The sequence below is a fragment of the Staphylococcus succinus genome, assembly GCF_029024945.1.
GTDB classification, from domain to species: Bacteria; Bacillota; Bacilli; order Staphylococcales; family Staphylococcaceae; genus Staphylococcus; species Staphylococcus succinus.
Window position 1 is genome coordinate 2,022,014 of the sequence record NZ_CP118976.1, and the last position, 16,763, is coordinate 2,038,776.

At 31.1% G+C, this 16,763-nt stretch carries 23 protein-coding genes and 1 riboswitch; of the genes, 10 read left to right on the forward strand and 13 right to left on the reverse strand.

Annotated features, from left to right (window positions below; all coding sequences use genetic code 11):
- Positions 1–63 precede the first annotated feature (63 nt).
- From PYW31_RS09775 to PYW31_RS09785, 3 genes are all read left to right on the forward strand, one after another.
- Positions 64–1,092 (forward strand): hemolysin family protein, encoded by a 1,029-nt coding sequence (locus PYW31_RS09775; protein WP_046837281.1) that lies wholly within the window; start codon positions 64–66, stop codon positions 1,090–1,092.
- 471 nt (positions 1,093–1,563) lie between these two features.
- Positions 1,564–2,868, forward strand: a complete 1,305-nt coding sequence (locus PYW31_RS09780) for a TrkH family potassium uptake protein (protein WP_046837280.1) — start codon at positions 1,564–1,566, stop codon at positions 2,866–2,868.
- 147 nt (positions 2,869–3,015) lie between these two features.
- Complete coding sequence (locus PYW31_RS09785; protein WP_046837279.1) at positions 3,016–3,306, forward strand: hypothetical protein; 291 nt, start codon at positions 3,016–3,018, stop codon at positions 3,304–3,306.
- 332 nt (positions 3,307–3,638) lie between these two features.
- Here the strand turns inward: PYW31_RS09785 and PYW31_RS09790 are convergent, their stop codons facing one another.
- The 8 genes from PYW31_RS09790 to PYW31_RS09825 form a co-directional block, all read right to left on the reverse strand.
- Positions 3,639–4,088: a GNAT family N-acetyltransferase gene (locus PYW31_RS09790; RefSeq protein ID WP_046837278.1), complete on the reverse strand. Its 450-nt coding sequence runs from the start codon at positions 4,086–4,088 to the stop codon at positions 3,639–3,641.
- 217 nt (positions 4,089–4,305) lie between these two features.
- Positions 4,306–5,121: a MetQ/NlpA family ABC transporter substrate-binding protein gene (locus PYW31_RS09795; protein WP_046837277.1), complete on the reverse strand. Its 816-nt coding sequence runs from the start codon at positions 5,119–5,121 to the stop codon at positions 4,306–4,308.
- Between the two features lie 24 nt (positions 5,122–5,145).
- Entirely contained in the window at positions 5,146–5,841 is a 696-nt protein-coding gene (locus tag PYW31_RS09800; RefSeq protein WP_046837276.1) for a methionine ABC transporter permease, read from the reverse strand.
- Positions 5,834–6,859 carry a methionine ABC transporter ATP-binding protein gene (locus PYW31_RS09805; RefSeq protein ID WP_046837275.1) on the reverse strand — a complete coding sequence of 342 codons (1,026 nt, stop codon included), beginning with the start codon at positions 6,857–6,859 and terminating at the stop codon, positions 5,834–5,836. The genes PYW31_RS09800 and PYW31_RS09805 overlap by 8 nt, the downstream gene beginning before the upstream one ends.
- Positions 6,860–6,945: 86 nt before the next feature.
- Positions 6,946–7,051, reverse strand: a riboswitch (SAM riboswitch).
- Positions 7,052–7,105: 54 nt separating this feature from the next.
- A complete protein-coding gene (locus PYW31_RS09810) occupies positions 7,106–7,405 on the reverse strand; it encodes a thioredoxin family protein (protein WP_046837274.1) in 300 nt (99 codons plus the stop codon).
- Entirely contained in the window at positions 7,402–7,794 is a 393-nt protein-coding gene (locus tag PYW31_RS09815) for a toprim domain-containing protein (protein ID WP_046837273.1), read from the reverse strand. Before PYW31_RS09815 ends, PYW31_RS09810 begins: the two co-directional genes overlap by 4 nt.
- 267 nt (positions 7,795–8,061) lie before the next feature.
- A complete protein-coding gene (gene gcvH, locus PYW31_RS09820) occupies positions 8,062–8,442 on the reverse strand; it encodes a glycine cleavage system protein GcvH (protein ID WP_046837272.1) in 381 nt (126 codons plus the stop codon).
- A gap of 182 nt (positions 8,443–8,624) precedes the next feature.
- Positions 8,625–8,978: an arsenate reductase family protein gene (locus tag PYW31_RS09825; RefSeq protein ID WP_046837271.1), complete on the reverse strand. Its 354-nt coding sequence runs from the start codon at positions 8,976–8,978 to the stop codon at positions 8,625–8,627.
- Positions 8,979–9,121: 143 nt separating this feature from the next.
- Here PYW31_RS09825 and PYW31_RS09830 point away from each other — a divergent pair, with 143 nt between their 5' ends.
- On the forward strand, positions 9,122–9,442 hold the full coding sequence (locus PYW31_RS09830; protein WP_046837270.1) for a thioredoxin family protein: 321 nt from the start codon (positions 9,122–9,124) through the stop codon (positions 9,440–9,442).
- Positions 9,443–9,537: 95 nt separating this feature from the next.
- Here PYW31_RS09830 and PYW31_RS09835 read toward each other — a convergent pair whose 3' ends face one another.
- Positions 9,538–10,077: a nitroreductase family protein gene (locus tag PYW31_RS09835; protein ID WP_046837269.1), complete on the reverse strand. Its 540-nt coding sequence runs from the start codon at positions 10,075–10,077 to the stop codon at positions 9,538–9,540.
- Between the two features lie 67 nt (positions 10,078–10,144).
- Positions 10,145–10,864, reverse strand: coding sequence for a type I 3-dehydroquinate dehydratase (gene aroD / locus PYW31_RS09840; protein WP_046837268.1), 720 nt, complete (start codon positions 10,862–10,864; stop codon positions 10,145–10,147).
- A gap of 179 nt (positions 10,865–11,043) precedes the next feature.
- Here aroD and PYW31_RS09845 point away from each other — a divergent pair, with 179 nt between their 5' ends.
- The 5 genes from PYW31_RS09845 (at position 11,044) to PYW31_RS09865 (ending at position 15,028) form a co-directional block, all read left to right on the forward strand.
- On the forward strand, positions 11,044–11,469 hold the full coding sequence (locus PYW31_RS09845) for an organic hydroperoxide resistance protein (protein WP_046837267.1): 426 nt from the start codon (positions 11,044–11,046) through the stop codon (positions 11,467–11,469).
- A 507-nt stretch (positions 11,470–11,976) separates the two neighbouring features.
- Positions 11,977–12,513 (forward strand): GNAT family N-acetyltransferase, encoded by a 537-nt coding sequence (locus PYW31_RS09850; protein ID WP_046837266.1) that lies wholly within the window; start codon positions 11,977–11,979, stop codon positions 12,511–12,513.
- Between the two features lie 202 nt (positions 12,514–12,715).
- Positions 12,716–12,982 (forward strand): hypothetical protein, encoded by a 267-nt coding sequence (locus PYW31_RS09855; protein WP_046837265.1) that lies wholly within the window; start codon positions 12,716–12,718, stop codon positions 12,980–12,982.
- A 192-nt stretch (positions 12,983–13,174) separates the two neighbouring features.
- Complete coding sequence (locus PYW31_RS09860) at positions 13,175–14,470, forward strand: CitMHS family transporter (RefSeq protein ID WP_046837264.1); 1,296 nt, start codon at positions 13,175–13,177, stop codon at positions 14,468–14,470.
- A 321-nt stretch (positions 14,471–14,791) separates the two neighbouring features.
- The gene (locus PYW31_RS09865) at positions 14,792–15,028 is read left to right on the forward strand and encodes a hypothetical protein (protein WP_046837263.1); all 237 of its coding nucleotides are present in this window, start codon (positions 14,792–14,794) and stop codon (positions 15,026–15,028) included.
- 11 nt (positions 15,029–15,039) lie between these two features.
- Here the strand turns inward: PYW31_RS09865 and PYW31_RS09870 are convergent, their stop codons facing one another.
- The 3 genes from PYW31_RS09870 to PYW31_RS09880 form a co-directional block, all read right to left on the reverse strand.
- Positions 15,040–15,255 (reverse strand): YozE family protein, encoded by a 216-nt coding sequence (locus PYW31_RS09870; protein WP_046837262.1) that lies wholly within the window; start codon positions 15,253–15,255, stop codon positions 15,040–15,042.
- A 249-nt stretch (positions 15,256–15,504) separates the two neighbouring features.
- On the reverse strand, positions 15,505–15,711 hold the full coding sequence (locus PYW31_RS09875; RefSeq protein ID WP_046837261.1) for a TM2 domain-containing protein: 207 nt from the start codon (positions 15,709–15,711) through the stop codon (positions 15,505–15,507).
- 73 nt (positions 15,712–15,784) lie between these two features.
- Positions 15,785–16,282: a hypothetical protein gene (locus tag PYW31_RS09880; RefSeq protein WP_046837260.1), complete on the reverse strand. Its 498-nt coding sequence runs from the start codon at positions 16,280–16,282 to the stop codon at positions 15,785–15,787.
- A 276-nt stretch (positions 16,283–16,558) separates the two neighbouring features.
- Here PYW31_RS09880 and tsaT point away from each other — a divergent pair, with 276 nt between their 5' ends.
- Positions 16,559–16,741, forward strand: coding sequence for a type II toxin-antitoxin system toxin TsaT (gene tsaT / locus PYW31_RS13745; RefSeq protein ID WP_046837259.1), 183 nt, complete (start codon positions 16,559–16,561; stop codon positions 16,739–16,741).
- Positions 16,742–16,763 lie beyond the last annotated feature (22 nt).

Below are 16,763 nucleotides of genomic sequence, written 5' to 3' on the forward strand. Positions count from 1 at the left end.
TATAATAAATCTTCAATCTTTTAAAGATTGAAGATTTATTATATCGGAGGAATTAATTAATTTTTGGGAACCTTTATTAGTTTAATTACATTTATCATTCTATTAGCACTTACCGCTTTCTTTGTTGCCACAGAATTCGCAATAGTCAAAGTGCGAACATCGAGAATTAATACACTGGCCAATGGAAATAATAAAAATGCGCTTGCAGCTCAAAAAGTTGTCACTCATTTAGATGAGTATTTGGCGGCTTGTCAATTAGGTATTACAATCACTGCTTTAGGTATAGGTATGGTTGGAGAATCAACCTTTGAGTTCTTATTGCACCCTCTTTTCAGTAGCTTAGGCTTGTCTGAAACTATGATCCATATTTTCACACTTATTAGTGCCTTTATCATTGCCACTTACTTGCATGTTGTAATTGGTGAAATGGCGCCTAAGACGATTGCCATTCAAAAAGCTGAACAACTTACTTTATTAATTGCTAAACCTATTATTATGTTTTCTAAATTATTTTATCCATTTATATTTATACTCAACGGTTCGGCACGCTTAATTTTAAAATTGTTCGGCATGCAACCTTCTAAGGAAAGTGAACTTTATCATTCTGAAGAAGAACTAAAGTTACTTATTAAAGAAAGCCATGAAGGCGGCGAAATTTCTGAGAATGAATTAACGCATATCAATCGTGCATTTGCCTTTGATGAAATGACTATCCAAGATGGCTATATACCTATCAAGGATGCTTCGCTAATTAATATAGACAAGTCAATTAGCGAGACGAAATCTTATATCAGTCATGCGCATTATACTCGATTTCCTGTATATAAGGAAAATAACACAAATATCATTGGTTATATCCACGCCAAAGATTTGCTAAACGACAGTGTTACTTCAATAAAAAGCATTACCCATGATATCCTTAAAATACGTCTCAATACCAAATATCATCAAGTACTCGAGCAAATGAAGAGCAACCAAATTCATATCGCACTCATAGAAGATGAAAATGGGCAGCCCCTAGGTATTATTACTATGGAAAACATACTCGAAAACATTGTCGGCGATATCAAAGACGAACATGATCAACGCTAAGCAATGACATATGATTACGTCTTGATTCAACCTTAAAATTGTAAAGCTATGCATCATTTTACTCAAAAAAGTACACTTCCACTTAAATGGAGGTGTACTTTTTATATTAAGCGCTCGATCTATCATGACTAGGATAGCTTTACAATTTCTATATCGTCTCTTTTATAATTATGTATCGTTTGGTTAGAATTTAATTTAGCTACTGTAAAAAATTTATGCCACAACATGAAACGATAAATTTAAATATCTGATGTAATATAATTCCAATTACTCTCATTGATATAAATGACAGTTAAATTTATTGATTTTATTACTATAAAAAGATTGAAAAAATTTTAATAAAGCGTATTATAATTATCTATTAACATAAACTCTAAAAAATTAACGTGAAAGCATACGTTATAATCAAGTTTCCTAGTTATTAAGTAATGAAAAGCCAAAATATAATTGTTCCATAAGGAGATTGTATACGTGAATAAAATAAATAAACCTATATATTTTTATCTTTTGTTATTTTTATCAACTACATTAGTTGGTGCTGCTTTATTATATCTTCCCTATACAGGGAAAAAACCATTAGATTTTATAGATGCTTTATTTATTGCGTCCAGTGCTTTTACAGTAACTGGTTTATCTACGATAGACATTTCATCACAATTTAATATGCTTGGTGAATCTATCATCCTCTTACTGATTCAGATTGGTGGATTAGGTATTGTAACCGTTACTTTACTTACATTAATATTTTTAAATAAAAAAATAACTATTAAAAATAGGCACCTGCTCATGGTGACTTGGAATATTGATGAACCAGGCGGTGTAGTAAAATTAATTATTCATTTATTAATTTATAGTTTATCTACCGAATTTATTGGAGCGTTATTACTATGTTTATCGTATATACCAAAATTCGGTGTTGGCAAAGGTATTTTCGTCAGTTTGTTCACATCCGTATCAGCCTTTAACAATGCTGGTTTTGCACTTTTCAAAAACAATCTAATGGACTTCACAAAGGATCCTATTACAATGACAGTGCTTCCCCTATTAATAATAATGGGAGGAATTGGTAATTTTGTATTAATTGATTTAATTCATTCTAAAAAGTTAGCAAAGTTATCTTTACATTCAAAAGTAGTTCTAGCAACCACACTTGGCTTAATCACTATTGGTGCGCTATTTTTCTTTATTCTAGAACAATATAATACCTTAAATGGTATGACATTGATCGAAAAACTAGGCGCTTCATTTTTCCAATCTGTAACTACGCGTACTGCTGGATTCAATAGTGTTGATATGGGTAATATTCACACATCAACAGCGCTTCTAATGATGGGTCTAATGTTCATAGGTGGCGCGCCATTAAGTGCTGCTGGTGGTATAAAAGTAACTACTTTCGCTGTAATACTTGTATTTTTATTCAGTAGCTTACGAAATGTTGAGCGTCCTTCACTGTTCCATAGAACTATTTCGGAAAAAACAATACGTAACGCATTAACAATATTTTTATTATCATTTATTTATGTACTAGCTACGACTTTCATTTTGAGTCTTTTAAATGCTGACACACTATTTGTAAAAGTGTTATTTGAAGTTATTTCTGCATTTGGAACTGTTGGGTTAAGTATGGATTTTACAACGGAATATGGCACTATAACCAAAATTATAATTATAATAGTAATGCTGAGCGGAAAGATAGGCTTATTAACGCTAGCTCCTATTTTTGTAAACCCTAAAAATCGCAGATATTATTATGCCAAAGGCCAAATCCACTTATAAATATTTAAATAAATTACATCATCTTTTCATAGTACACATCATAGCACTCCTTAAATAGCTTGATTATATATATCGATAGCTTCAATTACAAAATCACACCACCTAAATGTTATACTTATCATTAATAACATTTAGGTGGTGTGACATATGGTAAAATTAGCTACAATAACTTTTATTAATGACAATCGTATTGACTTATATAAAGATACTTATATCCATGCTGTAAAAAACATCTCAAATATAGATTATTTTAACAGCCAGGTTGTGTTTTCTAATACTTTAAATAACCACATATCATCCATAAGTGATTTAGATACCTCAGACTTTGAAAAAGTAATACTAGGTATTTTTGCTGAATGTGATTTCTTTAAAATCAGTGACATCCAAGACCTTTATTTCAAATGTTCTTCTATTCATTCAATTAATTTTCTGAAATAATTGAGCACTATACGCAAACGATTATATTTTTAATTTTTCTGACTTCAAAGTTGCTTATACTTTCTAGTTGTTTTATACAGCAAGACGGTATTATAGTTCTTCAAGCTTTTTAAAATGGATATACTACTATCACAACAAATTCAAATAACACAAAAATTATCCTTTGACCAGCGCTTGAATTATAAAAATGCATGTTATGTATGCATTGCGCATTCATAAATTCCCACCTTTTAATTGAGGTGGTTTTTTCATTAAACTGCAAAAACAAATATGACTTGGACTTGAATCGTAAATATATTTCTCTTTAACTAGTATTCTATGCCCAGCACTACTTATAATCGCTTTGATAAACAAATCATATCCCGACATAAAATACCATGCTCATATATAGGATCTTCATAATTCCTTTCAAAAAAGCCAAAATCTATACTCGTAATTCTAAAACCTGATTTTTGATAAAATAAAAGTGGTTGCACGCTTGAATTTCCCGTTCCTACACAAATTTCTATATAACCTTTTTCTTTCGCATAATCACAAGCATTGGCTAATAGTTTCTTACCAATTCCTAAGTTTTGCTTACTTTCAGCAACTACGATATTAACGATCTCCACAGATTCTGTGCTCACTTCTCTTAATACATAGCATCCTATAATTTCCGTATTCTCCTTAAATACAAAACATTCTCCTTTTCTAAGATGCTCTAAAATGAATTCTTTTGAAGGGTCTGCTAATAATAACAGACTGAACGGTGCTTCTTTGATGCTGTCAATTTTTTCTATCATAAAAATTCACCTCTTATTAAGTTAAACTAATATCTTTAATTAAAGTCATGTACTCTCAAACTTTGTAAGTGTAACGCTACATTTATAATATACAACATGTAACAAGTGATTATTGAGTCATCTATTATTACACAGTTTTCAATATACATTTTAAACACTTTTACAAAAAACACCTCTTAACCGATATCGTTAAGAAGTGTTTGTGATTCATTCGCTATTATTTTGCTGGTACAACGGCGCCATCATATTTATCATTAATGTAGTCTTTAATCTCTTTAGATTGTAGAACATCCATTAACGCTTTAATTTTTTTGTCATCTTTTTGTCCATCTTTTACTGCAATTAAGTTAGCGTAAGGATTGTTTTTCGCTTTCTCCACTACAATTGAATCTTTCTTAGGACTTAATTTTTGGTCGATAGCAAAGTTAGAGTTAATAATTACGGCATCTGCTTTTTCATTTTGATAAATCTTAGGTAAGTATTCTGCAGATTGTTTATTATTAAATTTAATATCTTTTTTGTTTTCAGCGATATCTTTAAATGTTGCATTTTCAGGTTTTACACCTTTTTTAAGTTTAATTAATCCTGCATCTTCAAAGAATTTTAAGAAACGGCCTTCTTCAGCTGGATTGTTTGAAACATAAACTGTCGCACCTTTTGGTAAATCTCTTAACTTTTTATATTTTTTTGAATAAACTGCCATTGGTTCTAAATGAACATTACCTGCAGATTCAATTTTATAGCCTTTATCTTTTTTATCTGTTTTCAAATAAGGTGTATGTTGAAAGAAGTTTGCGTCAAGTTCACCTTTATTTAACAACTTATTAGGCGTTGTATAGTCGTTAATAGTTTTAATTTTCAAATCATAGCCTTTATCTTTCAATAATGGTTTAGCCTTTTCTAATATTTCAGCATGTGGTGCAGGAGAAGCTCCAACTGTAATGGTCTTATCTTTTCCACCACCGCCATTACCACAGGCTGCTAAAACTAATGCTAAAACTAATACTGAAGCTAAACTGAATAATTTTTTCATTATATTAAAGTCCTCCTTTAAGGTTTATCGTTTATCAACTTTGTTTGTAGCCCAGTCACCAATAAATTGAATGATGAACACAATGATTAATATTAAAATTGTAGATACTAAAATAACGTCATTTTGATTTCGTGTAAATCCAGTTAAGTAAGCAAGGTTACCTAAGCCCCCTGCACCAATTACACCTGCTATTGCCGTAGAACCAACTAAAGCAATTGCTGTAACGGTGATTCCAGAAATTAGTGCTGGCATAGCTTCTGGTAAAAGTACTTTCTTCACAATCGTCCAGGTATTTGCCCCCATTGACCAAGCTGCCTCAATTACACCCTTATCAATTTCTTTAAAGGCAATTTCTACAAGTCTGGCATAGAATGGTGCTGCACCAATAATTAACGCTGGTAGTGCACCAGTCGGACCGCTTATTGTACCTAATATTAAACTTGTAAATGGTATTAATAAAAGGATTAAAATAATAAATGGAATAGCTCTAAATAAATTGACTACAAATGAAACGATACTATAAAACACTCTTGCTACCGATGATTTACTCTTCGCTGATAAGAACAGTAGCACACCAAGTATAAGACCAAATATACATGAAAATATTGTCGCAATCACAGTCATATATAATGTTTCATAAGTGGCTAACCAAACTTCACTCCAACTCACATTTGGCATTGTAATCATCTCTTGGAGAATGTCACTAAATGAATTACCCATGCTTTAACACCTCCACTGAAACATGCTGCGCTTCTAAATCATTTATGAATTTTTCGAACTTTTCTGAATTTACATTCGGAATATGTACCGCCAAAAACCCAATTGATCCATCTTTGGTGTGCTTGATATTCGCTTCCAAAATGTTAACGTCAATGTTGTGTGTCTTTGTGATATAGGATACTAATGGTTCCGTAGTATTTTTACCTGTAAAATTCAAACGCACGATATAATCATTTGCATTTAATGGTACAAGATCTGTAATAGATTCATCAAACTCATCATCCAAATCATCTTTAACAAAACGTTTTGTAACTGCATGTTGCGGATTCTCAAATACGCTTGAAACTTGACCTTGCTCTATAACACGACCATTTTCCATTACCGCAACCTCATCACATATACGTCTGATGACATGCATTTCATGTGTAATAATTACAATCGTTAAATTTCTTTCTTCTTTAATTTTCAATAACAGTTCTAATATTTCATCTGTTGTCTGGGGATCTAGTGCACTCGTTGCTTCATCGCAAAGTAACACGGTCGGTTCATTTGCTAATGCGCGTGCAATACCTACACGTTGTTTCTGACCACCCGATAGTTCTGATGGATAAGCATGTTCTCTACCTTTTAGCCCTACGAGTTCCACTAAATCTAACGCTCTTTGTTTCGCTTCACGACGCGATACACCAGCTATCTCTAAAGGAAAAGTAATATTATTTAATACAGTTCGTGACCATAGTAAATTAAAATGTTGAAAAATCATACTCACTTTTTGACGTTTTTGTCTTAACTCTGATTTAGATAACTTACCAATTGTATCTCCATCAATGATAACGTCACCTGAAGTCGGTTGTTCTAGGTTATTTAAAAGTCTAATTAATGTACTTTTTCCTGCTCCAGAAAATCCAACTACACCAAAAATTGAGCCTGATTGAATACTTAAATCAACATGATCTACTGCTAGTACGTCCTGTTTTTTCGTCTTGTACCTTTTGACTATTTGATTTAACTCAATCATCACAGTTGCCTCCTAAATTATTGCTCTATCAATTAAAAAATGCTTTCCCTTTGTTCACTTAAGAATAGAGAAAGCATTAATCGCTTCTCTCATCTCTAAAGTTAAAGTAACTTTATGTGACTTGGCACCATTTCTGTTACAGACGGTTGCCGGGCTTCAAAGGGCACATCCCTCCACCTCTCGTGATAAGAGTTTCATTATTTAATTATTTTTAATCCTACCATCGCACTAATGTTTCGTCAATAACTATTTCAAATTTTCTAACAAATAAGGTACTGATTGAAAGGCATAGATTCTTTTTTGTTCTTTCCCTTTCGACATGACCATAAGTACTGGCACAGATTGTATTTCATTTATTTGGCTAAAATCTGGATGAAAATTCAAATCTATTTTTGTTACTGGTAATTTTAAAATTTCATTTGCGATATCTAACATACGTTCAGATATCTTACATGTCCCACACGTCGGTGTATAACCAAATATGAGATGTTTTTCTTTTTCATCATGTTCATGTATATCTACATGTTCTTCCTTTATTACATTCATGTCAATAAACTTACCCTTTCAGCTATATAATCCAATTTTGCTTTTGCTACTTTTTCTTCATCTTTTACAGCAAAACCATGCTTACTTAACACTCTAGATAAATATGGTTTTGGACACCGAGCAACTTCGCAATATTGTTTATCTATTCTTATATGTCTGCTTTCACTTAAATATCGTTTGAACCATTTACGTATTTTCTCGCCTTCACGATCTGAATCAACGAGAATAAATACTTGTTTATCATACAAAGATTCTATCATTTCGTCTAGTTTTCCGACGCCCATAGTACCGTTTGTACATATGATATCTATCGGCTGATCAATCACTTGCTTTACCCGCTTTTTGTCTGATTTTCCTTCGACAACAATCACTTGGTTTAGTAACGTCATGACATCCACCCTCTAAAAGTTGATAGTTAATGCTTTCTATTTAGTTTTTCACGATAGCTTAAGTTTATAAACATAATTTACATATTCCTAATTTCATCTTATTATCAAAACAACTTTTTGTCATCTAAAGGCTTTCAACGCACCTTTAATACATATATTAACAAGTATGCTTTACAAACTATTTATATTACACATGCCTATCTTAACATCATTAACTTATATAAAAGAAAAACTCCAAGATATGTTATATCGTGGAGTTCAAATATTTTATTCGCCAATCATTTCAGAGTATTGCTCAGCTGATAATAATTCATCTAATTGACTTTGGTCACTTAATTCAACTTTAACCATCCAAGCTTTATCAAATGGTGATTCATTTACGAATTCTGGGCTATCTTCTAATGCTTCATTAGCTTCGATAACTTTGCCAGATACTGGTGCATATAATTCTGAAACTGTTTTTACGGATTCAACACTACCAAAAGTGTCTCCTTCATTAATTTCATCGTCAACTTCCGGTAACTCAACGAATACGATATCGCCTAATTCACCTTGCGCATATTCAGTTATTCCAATTGTTACTGTGTTACCTTCAATTTTAACCCATTCATGCTCTTTAGAATATTTTAATTCACTCGGTACTGCCACGAGAATCCCCTCCTAAATGATTTTACATGTTTAATGATGCCACACGAATAGCCTTCAAGCAACTATTTCCTTGAATATAATCACAAATTCAAAGGATTTAGCACGAAAGGATAAAGCGTTTTCTTAAATTGATTAAATACTTAGTTACTTTGACAAGTTTTTACTATCTCTAGCATTACTTTTTACAACCAAGTTTCTTTATATTCGTCTTCTTTAAACCCAACAGTCACTTTTTCTCCAGAAACCGCCAATGGTCGTTTAATCAACATACCATTTTGTGACAATAAATCTAATTTCTCATCATCTGTTAAATCTTTAAGTTTGTCTTTCAAACCTAGTTCACGGTATTTTGCCCCGTGTGTATTAAAAAGTTTATTAATTTCAATATCTGTTGCTTCTATAATATCTTTAAACTCACTTTTAGTAGGTGTGTGTTGTACAATATCAATTGGTTCAAAGCTCACACCATATGCTTGTAAAAATTTAGCGGCCTTTTTACAAGTTGTACAATTAGGATACTGGTAAAATTTTATCATGATTCTGTACCTCCTATGTCTAGTTAACACTAATATATCAAATTTATTAGCAAAACGCTCTAAATATCAAGCTGATTTTTTTTATAATAGTTAAAAGTCGTCTATAATATGGTTCATAATAAGTAAATAAAGGAGTTATTACGATGCAATCAATTAATACAACTGATTATTTTAAAGAGACCGTACAAAGCGATAAACCAGTCATCATTAAATTCGAAGCAGGCTGGTGTCCAGACTGTAAAGCAATGGATATGTGGATCGATCCAATTACTGAAAAATATAATGACTATCAATGGTTTACCGTCAATAGAGACGAACTAGAAGATGTAGCAGCTGACAATGACGTTATGGGTATCCCTAGTTTGTTAGTATTTAAAAATGGTGAAAAACTTGCTCATTTACATTCAGCTAATGCAAAATCTCCAGAACAAGTTGAATCATTTTTAGAAGAAACATTTAAATAGTAAGTCATAGCTATTTTTCCTTAAAAAGGTAGGTGCATCTTTAACTGAGCACCTACCTTTTTTATATCTTATTAATATTAATTTATTGTATATTGTCAAAATTTTTTAATGATATTTTCTGTATGGCGTTTTTTATAAGGCATTTCATCTTCTAAGTCCGTTAAATATAGAAAGCCTACTAAACGTTCATCTTCTTTCACATCAAATAATGCCTCAATGTTCGGGTCAAAAATATATGGTGGTGTTTTCCAACAGCTACCAATATTCACTTCGTGCAATAACAACATAAGATTTTGAGTAAAAGCACCAAACGCCATATTGTTTTCTAAACTATCTAGTTGTTTGGTATCTTCTTTTAAAATCAAAGCCAACATGCCACCTAGATTTGTAACGACCTGATAATGATCTGCTTGCTTTTTCGGTTGCTCTGCGAATGCTATTTTGGTAAGTAATTTGCTCATATCCCCTAATCTATCTTTAGCGATGTGGACTACTCTCCATGGCTCTCTATGACCATGATTGGGTGCATCAGTTGCTTGTTTAATTGCTTTGTATAAAGCATTATCATCTATGGTCATATCTCGTTTGAAGTTTTTTACACTTCTCCGTTGCGCTATCGCATCTTGTAATTCCATAATAGTATCGTCCTTTCGTTAATGATAACTATTTTCAATTATAAATCAGGAGCCTATGATTTTCAAATTACTCATATATGTCCAATTGTTGTTGCAACATACGCACGTGTATTTGACCAGGTGCTTTAGGACTATCCAAACAACCATATGAAATTGATCCCCCAAATAAACCTTGTGCAGTTCTAGACACAATACCCAGCTTAGACATTGCAATACCTACCACTTTTTGAGATACAGCATCAGCTGTTTCTGCCATTGCTTCTAATAACTTAAGGACATCCTGTTTATCGTGTGGCATGACCGCAACTTTTAAATAATCTGGCTCTAGCTGATGCATTTTAAAATAAAGATGTTTTAAATCTTCTAAAGTCGGCGTTTTTTTGAAATTGTGATGTGACAATACCACTTTTATTTGATTATTATGAGCTTGATTAATCAAATTTTGCAATGGTTGTGTGTCTTTCATCTTATCAAATTCAATATCTAACATATCTATACATTTCATAGTAGCTATTTCACTCAACGTGTGTAGGTAATCTTCGTATGAGAGAACGCCTTCCCCACCTTGTGACGCTGTGCGATAAGTAACTAAAACTTTTTTTCCTAAATGTAATCGATAGAGATGATCTAATACCCCTGCTAAATGTGTTTTATCAAAGTTACGCCATTGATCTATTCTTAATTCAATAATTTGTATTGCATCTTGATATTGTACTAAGTCATCAATGGTAGACTGTGATAGACCTTCTGTTGGTGCTATCGTTACTGCTATATCTACTTTAGTCATAATGATTACGTCCTTTATTTTAATGATTAAAATGATTGTATAACAATTTTCGAAAATAACACAATCATTAAATAGCTTATGTGCTTAATTGAATTTATTATATATTAATACTTATTTATATGATTTAAAAATTTTTCTAAGGGTAAAGAATATTATTAAGTCTTTTAGGAGGTAATAAAATGGCAGTGAACTATGAAACGAAAGCGACAAATACAGGTGGTAGAAATGGCCACGTTCAAACTGATGATAAAGCAATTGATGTTGCAGTTATCCCACCAGCTCAAGCTGATGCAGAAAAAGGTACAAATCCTGAGCAATTATTTGCAGCGGGCTACGCTTCATGCTTTAACGGTGCATTTGATTTAATTTTAAAACAGAATAAAGTAAGAGGTGCAGAACCAGAAGTTACTTTAACTGTACGTTTAGAGGATGATCCAGATGCAGAGAGTCCTAAATTAAGTGTATCTATTGACGCTAAAGTAAAAAGTGTATTATCTCAAGAGGATGCAGAAAAATACCTACAAGATGCACATGACTTTTGTCCATATTCAAAAGCCACACGCGGTAATATCGATGTAGATTTAAATGTAGAAGTAGTAGACTAATATATTTCATACCAAACATTCAGGACACAAAGGTCCATGTTTAAAATAAAAGTATACCTTCACTTTTTAGTGGAGGTGTACTTTTTTTGATTGCACAATTATTTAAGATTATATGCTTCCTTAATCATTGTCTTATCCTATGTATTAGCATGTCGTAAAAAAATCAGTCACCCCTTATATACCAAAATCTCACTATATTCGGTTCCCTATCTTCCAATTCATTTTCAATGATTATACACCTATATTAAACCAACTTTCTTAATTACAACAATTTTATTCTCTTTTTATTCTATACTAGGTCATTACTTAAAAATAATATCAAGAAATTTATACACTCTATAAAATAATATTTTTTTGCATTTCGAATTATAAGCGCTTACATATTTTTTGTTAAAAACCAAAGATAGTATTGCTGAAATAATTTTTTTCCTTTAGTATTAGAATTAATTAACAGAACATATATTATATTTTTATAATAAATACTTCGGAAAATTCAGGAGGCCTTCAATGACTCATATTCGTTATTTAACAATTGATGATTTATCTATTTATTATACATTTTTATTGCAAGGCATCCATAAAGAGCATGAAGTTTATGCTTGGAAATTACAAAATGAAAAATGCTTAACCAAGACTAATATAAAAGGCTTACTGTCAGAACATAATACCAATTACACAGTCATTGGTATTTTCGAACAAAATGAATTAATTGGGGCAGTGACACTCATTCATGATAATACTTACGATATCTCACATAAAGCAGTTATGGAAAATATGTGTGTTAAAGGAAATGATCATAGTTCAAAAGAACGTATCGCTAAATTATTAATGCGCTATATCTTTCAAATTTGTCATGAAAAAGAAATTGAAATTTTAATGACTTCCCTTGTTTCAAATAATATCAGTGGCAAAGTATTTTTTAGCAACCTTAACTTTGAAACACTTGGTTTAGAACATCACGCTAGAAAATACGACAATTATTATGTCGATGAGCATTGGTTGATTTACTACTTTAACGGCAATGACTTCGAGATATTTGATTAAAGAATAAACAATTGTGTATCTGTTAGTCCATTGCACAGTTTGAGCTATAAACTCTTCTCATTTGAAATATAATTTTTTAAAATAACTTGCAATTACTTTAATAAGACAATATCATTTTATTAAGTTATCCTTCGTCACATCTATTCAGTTTCTATTTGTGACTTTATAAATCATCTTTCATATTTAGAGAGGACTGAACATTTTGAAATATGCTACGACGTTATTATCATTATTTTTATCATTAATCACACTTGCCACGCCTTTATTATCAGTTAATAAAATATTAGATGGTAACCTTTCTATATTGGCTGGAGGTTTGTTTATTTTAGGTGTTTTATTGTTAAATTTATATGCTCTTTTACGTGGCGATCGCATCGCTAATATATTCGCAATGGTTGTATCGATATTTTCATTTATCTTATTAAGTTATCCTTTATGGTATACATATATAACAGCTTTTATAGGTTAAAACTTCAATTATAGAATGACTATTGCATGTTTAGCCTTATCCTAAACGCTTTGTACTAAATTCAAAATTAGTATAAAGCGTTTTTCTATTGCTGTTTATTTACTTTAAATTATTTATTGGGATTTTTCACATTTTAATTTTACAAATATTCTGAAAGCGCTATAATGAAAAAATAAGGGGGGAATAAGAAATATGAATTTAGCTATATTAGGTTTTGTCATGATTGTCATTTTTATGATATTAATTATGACACGAAAAATGTCAGCATTAATTGCCTTGATTGTCATTCCGACAATTTTTGCATTAATAGGAGGTTTCTATGCTGGTCTTGGTAAATACATGCTCGAAGGCATAGAGACTGTCGCACCAACTGGTATCATGCTTACATTCGCTATCTTATATTTTGGGGTTATGATAGATGCAGGTTTGTTTGAGCCTGTCATCAACCAAATCATTAAAGTGGTCAAAGGGGATCCAGTTAAAATTGCAATTGGTACAGTTATTTTGGCATCAATGGTTGCCTTAGATGGCGATGGTACAACTACTTTCATTATAACTGTGACAGCAATGATGCCACTTTATAAAAAGATTGGTATGAGTTTATACACACTTTCAACATTAGCACTTTTATCTATAGGCGTTATGAATATGTTACCTTGGGGTGGACCCACAGCACGGGCCATTTCATCGTTACAGGTCACTACTGAAGAAGTATTTGTACCTATCATACCTGCTATGATTGCAGGTATTGTATTTGCATTTGGTGTCGCGTACATCTTAGGACAGCGTGCACGAAAATATATCACATCTAGTACAAATATTGATTTAAACGATGTTAAAGTAAATAATACAAAAGAAGAATCTTTATTAAAACGTCCAAAAATGATTATACCTAATGCAATATTGACAATTTCTTTAATTGTTTGTCTTGTTATTGGTTTATTACCTATACCAGTTATGTTTATGCTCTGGTTTGGTGTAGCATTATTAATCAACTACCCTAACCTGAGTATTCAAAATTCCGTAGTAAAAAAACACGCTGGTGATGTGCTAGCTGTAATCAGTCTAGTGTTTGCTTCTGGTATTTTCACAGGCGTCATGAACGGAACGAAAATGGTTAACGAAATGGCTAATGCTTTAGTACATATTATTCCCGATGCAATGGGTAATCATTTTGCATTAATTACTGCCATTCTTAGTGGTCCATTTACATATTTTATGGCTAATGACCCTTTTTATTATGGAGTTTTACCAATACTTGCAGAATCGGCACAACAGTTTGGTATTTCTAAAGTAGATATGGCAAGAGCATCCGTTTTAGGACAACCGTTACATGTATTAAGTCCTTTATATGCTGCAGGTTATTTACTCGTCGGTATGCTAGATATTGAATATGGACAAAACCAACGTATTGTTATTAAGTGGGCAGTCGGCTCAAGTTTATTTATGATATTAGTTGCTTGTATCCTTGGTATCATACCTTGGTAATAACTACAAAATCATTTTAATATAAAATTAAACCTGGAAGCACTCGATAAATGTGTTTCCAGGTTTTTTATATGATTCACGTCATACATTTATACATAATATAAATATATCTACTTTGAACAACAATTAATAAATATTTAAAAATATTTTGATTAATTTAGTTCGTAACTTGGGTATAGATAAGAAACATAACACCTTAACAAACGTTATTACAAAACTAGGGAATATAATTCAACATAAATCATTTACTAATTATCGTTTTAATTAATGCCTATCGGGTAAAAGTTAACGTAGAATTTACATTATTAAGGAGTGTTTTTTATGAATCGGCTTAGTGAATGTAATTATATTAATCCTTCAAAAGTTTCACTAGATTGGGAATGTTTTGTTCTTAGTAAAACTGACATGGAATTGGATGGATTGCCAAAAGAACTAATCAATGCTTGGATGGCAGAAAATATAATTGAACCCTTCTCTATTAGAAATAACGAATTAAATTTTAAAACCAAAGATATTAGAGAAGCACTAGCAAAACAAAATTGGTACTATGAGACATAAGTCTTTTCTTATTAAGCTAAATTTAAATTAGTACGGTATAAACTAAGTGCTCTATTAGCAGAGGCCAAAACTTCATGATCCATATAATTACTATAAAAATATGAGTGTAATTCTTTATAACATGTTGCTTGTTTTGGGAAAAACTTGTCTCTTCTTATGTTATGAGCTAATTGACCAAGTGGAGTATCATCTGCTTCAAAACCTATTACAAAATCATAAAATGTCATAAGCATTACCTCGATTATATATATTTTAATCGTTACATGTTTTGTTGTATTTATATCTTTGCTTAATCATATCAAATATTTAAAATTTGTCTATCACGGTATATTTAAATTTATATCAAAATTGTTCTCACATTCTTTTCATAGCAATATTTAATTCAAATGTGTAAAAAATGTAAAAAATTTATGTCATTTTAGTTAATGTACAAAAGCGACGCCTTTCCATAATTTTGAAAAGCGCCGCTTTTGTATTTATACTAGAATATTTCCATTCTGATCAGCAGGTTTAAATAGCGTAATAATAGCTCCTACCACAGCTAAAATTTGGGGAATACCTGTCCAACAAAATACTAAATAGAGTAATCCTATTATAGTTTTTCTGGCATAAAATTTATGGATACCGAATCCACCTAAGAAGATTGCGAGGACAATATAAATGACTTTATTTACTTCATTCATGCTTTCATCTCCTTAACACTATACTTTATAATCATTTGCTATATACTATTTAAATTAATTATCACTTTATTCTTTATGAATGGTTATAAACTTCTTCAAAAAATGCTTTTTCAAGTTTCAAAATTTCTGTATATTCGCTGGGCATAATTTCATTACTGAGTTCAATCGCTCGTGATAAAACATAGTCAAGTAATTGATAATCTGTAGCAGGATGATTAAAGTGTTTTTTTACTTGCTCAATTAATGTATTTTCTTCAATAAGTACTACAGCCCTGCCATACACTTTATCTATTTTTCCACGTTGAAAGACAGGCTCTAAATAATTAATAATTTCATCAACTTGATTAAATGATTCAAATCCTGTTTGTATATGTGCTTCAATCTTACTGGCAATTTGCTTTAATCTTTCATCTTCTTGTTGATTATCTGGCATTAAATAACTACGTATCCTATTTTTTTGTTCAACAATTTCCGCTTCAACTTCCTCATACTTCAGTTGATTCCCATCATTTTCTTTTAACTCTTGTAATAATCCCTTTATTTCATCTAAATTCACATTATTTTCCCCCATTTTAATAGGCCCCTTTTTTAATGTTATTTATTAAAATAATATAGTCTTTATGTTACCTTATTTATACTTTCTAAAACCTACATTTCTAAATATTTATAGATATATGAGCGCACAATATATCTAATTTTCACATTTTACTATTGCTAGTACTTAAATAGTGATAAGATAATAATGCTATAATAATAAATTGCAATTTCATCTTTGTACATCACATCATTGATCAAACAATTTTTTCATCATTTAAAAGTTCTTATATATTGAAGGAGGTGTAGCGTTTTGAGTCTACATTTCATGATCGTCTTCTGGTTATCCTTTGTTTTTCTAGTTGCTGGCATCATATCTCTCATTGCCTACAAGATTAAAGGTTCACATGAAGCTAAAGAATCTCTACTTGGATTAACTGTAATATTAATGCTTTTTGGAGTTGTTGGGATACTATTCTCCCTTATATTTAGTTAAACCTTAAATTTTATAAAGTTCT

Bases quoted from the DNA above. Each gene is read 5' to 3' on its own strand.
- PYW31_RS09785 (WP_046837279.1), top strand. From the start codon at position 3,016: ATGGTAAAATTAGCTACAATAACTTTTATTAATGACAATCGTATTGAC.
- PYW31_RS09790 (WP_046837278.1), bottom strand. From the start codon at position 4,088: ATGATAGAAAAAATTGACAGCATCAAAGAAGCACCGTTCAGTCTGTTA.
- PYW31_RS09795 (WP_046837277.1), bottom strand. From the start codon at position 5,121: ATGAAAAAATTATTCAGTTTAGCTTCAGTATTAGTTTTAGCATTAGTT.
- PYW31_RS09800 (WP_046837276.1), bottom strand. From the start codon at position 5,841: ATGGGTAATTCATTTAGTGACATTCTCCAAGAGATGATTACAATGCCA.
- PYW31_RS09805 (WP_046837275.1), bottom strand. From the start codon at position 6,859: ATGATTGAGTTAAATCAAATAGTCAAAAGGTACAAGACGAAAAAACAG.
- PYW31_RS09810 (WP_046837274.1), bottom strand. From the start codon at position 7,405: ATGAATGTAATAAAGGAAGAACATGTAGATATACATGAACATGATGAA.
- PYW31_RS09815 (WP_046837273.1), bottom strand. From the start codon at position 7,794: ATGACGTTACTAAACCAAGTGATTGTTGTCGAAGGAAAATCAGACAAA.
- PYW31_RS09825 (WP_046837271.1), bottom strand. From the start codon at position 8,978: ATGATAAAATTTTACCAGTATCCTAATTGTACAACTTGTAAAAAGGCC.
- PYW31_RS09830 (WP_046837270.1), top strand. From the start codon at position 9,122: ATGCAATCAATTAATACAACTGATTATTTTAAAGAGACCGTACAAAGC.
- PYW31_RS09835 (WP_046837269.1), bottom strand. From the start codon at position 10,077: ATGGAATTACAAGATGCGATAGCGCAACGGAGAAGTGTAAAAAACTTC.
- aroD (WP_046837268.1), bottom strand. From the start codon at position 10,864: ATGACTAAAGTAGATATAGCAGTAACGATAGCACCAACAGAAGGTCTA.
- PYW31_RS09845 (WP_046837267.1), top strand. From the start codon at position 11,044: ATGGCAGTGAACTATGAAACGAAAGCGACAAATACAGGTGGTAGAAAT.
- PYW31_RS09850 (WP_046837266.1), top strand. From the start codon at position 11,977: ATGACTCATATTCGTTATTTAACAATTGATGATTTATCTATTTATTAT.
- PYW31_RS09860 (WP_046837264.1), top strand. From the start codon at position 13,175: ATGAATTTAGCTATATTAGGTTTTGTCATGATTGTCATTTTTATGATA.
- PYW31_RS09865 (WP_046837263.1), top strand. From the start codon at position 14,792: ATGAATCGGCTTAGTGAATGTAATTATATTAATCCTTCAAAAGTTTCA.
- PYW31_RS09870 (WP_046837262.1), bottom strand. From the start codon at position 15,255: ATGACATTTTATGATTTTGTAATAGGTTTTGAAGCAGATGATACTCCA.
- PYW31_RS09875 (WP_046837261.1), bottom strand. From the start codon at position 15,711: ATGAATGAAGTAAATAAAGTCATTTATATTGTCCTCGCAATCTTCTTA.
- PYW31_RS09880 (WP_046837260.1), bottom strand. From the start codon at position 16,282: ATGGGGGAAAATAATGTGAATTTAGATGAAATAAAGGGATTATTACAA.